This window comes from Roseinatronobacter alkalisoli, from assembly GCF_028745735.1.
GTDB classification, from domain to species: Bacteria; Pseudomonadota; Alphaproteobacteria; order Rhodobacterales; family Rhodobacteraceae; genus Roseinatronobacter; species Roseinatronobacter alkalisoli.
This window is the reverse complement of the sequence record NZ_JAQZSM010000096.1, coordinates 1-2,151: the sequence shown is the minus strand read 5'-3', so window position 1 is coordinate 2,151 and position 2,151 is coordinate 1. Positions and strand designations below refer to the sequence as shown.

Here is a 2,151-nt window from a genome sequence, read left to right as displayed (position 1 = left end):
AAGACTTGCAGCAGCGAACTTCCGCTCCACTGGGCGCGACATTGGAGCCGAAGGGGGCGGTCATCACGACGACCGTCTGCAAAGGGCTGAACAACGGTCATTGGTTGCCGCGGGTCGAACGGTAGCACCCAAGTTCATCAGCAAAATCGATAAGTGTCTGATTTCATTTAGGCCGAATGGCCAAAAATGTTACAACAAGGACGCGGTCAGCTGGGTTTTGGCAGGTTGAGGGTGTCGAAGAGGTCCAGTTGCTCCGGTGTGGTTTTGCTTATTCCGTGGAAGCTGCGGCTTCCGGCATATGCGGTGTGTTTCTGAATGCGCGACAGGATATCGAGGGCGAGCTGAGGACTTGCGTGATGGCCTTTGGCCTTCAGGCGCATGCGCATGACCCTGTGCAGGGTGAGGGCCAGAAAGCAGATCAGCGCATGGGCGCGGATACGGTCTGGCAACCGGTGGTGAACCGGCGCAATTTCGATGTCTGATTTCAACACGCGAAAGCCACGTTCAATATCGGCCAATGCCTTATAGCGCGCGACGGCGTCAGCCGGTGTGATCTCGGGGACATTGGTCAGCAGGACGAGCTTGCCATCAAACAGGGCTGCCCGGGCGATGGCCTCTTCATCTATGTCCCAACTGAAGCGATCCGCCGTGAGATCGGCCTTGATGAAGCGCGTCAGTTCCGCGTCTGAAATGGCGCGGACGAACCGGCTATAGGCCCCCCGATCTGAGGCGCGGCGACCTTTCTCGCTTTTTCCTTCGTCCTGACGATCAAGCTTGGCGACCATGGCATTGCCCATGGCATCGAGCTCATCAATCCTTGCACGGCGCGCCGCACCCTGTTCCTTCGCGCGCCCGGCATCATGCGCCGCAATCAGGCGGTGCCCTTCAAAGCTGCCCTCGCGCAACCCGTCACCGTCGCTGAAGTCGAAGTTCTGGAAGGTTTCCAGCAGGTCGCTGTAGCGGCGCGCAGGCACGGCCAGGATGAACTCCAGCTTGCGCCCGTCCTGATCGGCCATGTCCGTCAGGTGGTGGATGTTGTCGAGGCTCAGCAGGCCACGATCTGCGACAAGAATGATGCGCTGGATGGGGAAACGCTCCAGCACTGTCGAGAGCATGCCCTGAAGGGTCTTGGTCTCAGAGACATTGCCCGGATGCACTGTGTGCATGAGCGGCAGGCCTTCAGCGGTCTGAACCACGCCCAACACGAATTGGCGCGCGATATCACCGGTTTCCTTGTTCATGCCAAAGGCACGAACATCATCTTCCAGTCGGGCCTCGCCATGAATGCGCACGGTCGTCAGATCATAAAAGACCATCGTCAGCTCATGATCGACAAGCGGGCGGATCTGGCGCGCCAAAGCTTCCGCGACCCCTTCAGCGTTGTCCATCAGCGCGTCCATGGCGCGCAGCAAATGCTGATGGGTGACGGTCTCGGGCATGGCCGGCATGGCAACAGTTTCCAGCCAGCGCAGGCAACCCAGTTTGCTTGTGGCATCGCACAGCCGGTTGAACACCATGGCCCGCACGAGGGCCTCGGCATCAATGCTGCGCTTGCCGGAGCGCAGCGCCCGGTTGAGGGCGCGATCAAACCCAAGGTCCTTCCACAGCTCATGCAGCGCAAAGACCGTGCCATAGGTGCGGGCGGGATCGTGTGTGATTTCGTGCGCTGTGTTCTCTATGCGCCCGACGGCTCTGTTCAACCCGTTGATCAGGGGATCGAGCTTCTCGGGTGATAGCCTGTCCAGGCGACCAAGGTTGGCGACCACCTTGATCCTGACCTTGCCTTCCGCGTCGCGATGCCCCTCCACCAACTGGAGATAGCTTCGACCGCCTGACTTTGAGATACGCGTATACATTGGACTAACGTTAAGTCCGAATGCGCCAAACTTGCAAGCCAATTGTTGTATAAGCGTGTTACAACACGACTTCGCCAAAAAGGAAGCTCAGGGACGGTAAATCATTGAAAACTATAGCATCCGAAAACTGCAGATGGCGAATTTACCCAATTTGCTGTCGAACTTCTTGTAGCAAGGTCCCGCATTGCTGCCCGCCCAAACAGCTGCAACCGCTGGGACTGATAAGGTCGCTTCCGCCCGAGGCAGAAACACATGGCTTTTGCCCGAGTTCGCCGTTGCTTGGAGCCCAAAATGC

General features: G+C 58.3%; 3 protein-coding genes. 1 reads left to right on the top strand and 2 read right to left on the bottom strand.

The window, feature by feature from the left end; genetic code table 11:
- On the top strand, window positions 1-229 hold a 229-nt coding region (locus PUT78_RS23415; RefSeq protein WP_274354623.1), incomplete at its 5' end, for a hypothetical protein.
- On the opposite strand, the gene PUT78_RS23410 is transcribed toward PUT78_RS23415, so the two are convergent.
- Together PUT78_RS23410 and PUT78_RS23405 are read right to left on the bottom strand one after the other, a co-directional pair.
- Entirely contained in the window at window positions 207-1,856 is a 1,650-nt protein-coding gene (locus PUT78_RS23410; protein ID WP_274354622.1) for an IS1634 family transposase, read from the bottom strand. The two genes, PUT78_RS23415 and PUT78_RS23410, sit on opposite strands and share 23 nt — an antisense overlap.
- Window positions 1,857-1,967: 111 nt before the next feature.
- On the bottom strand, window positions 1,968-2,151 hold a 184-nt coding region (locus PUT78_RS23405), incomplete at its 5' end, for a hypothetical protein (RefSeq protein ID WP_274354621.1).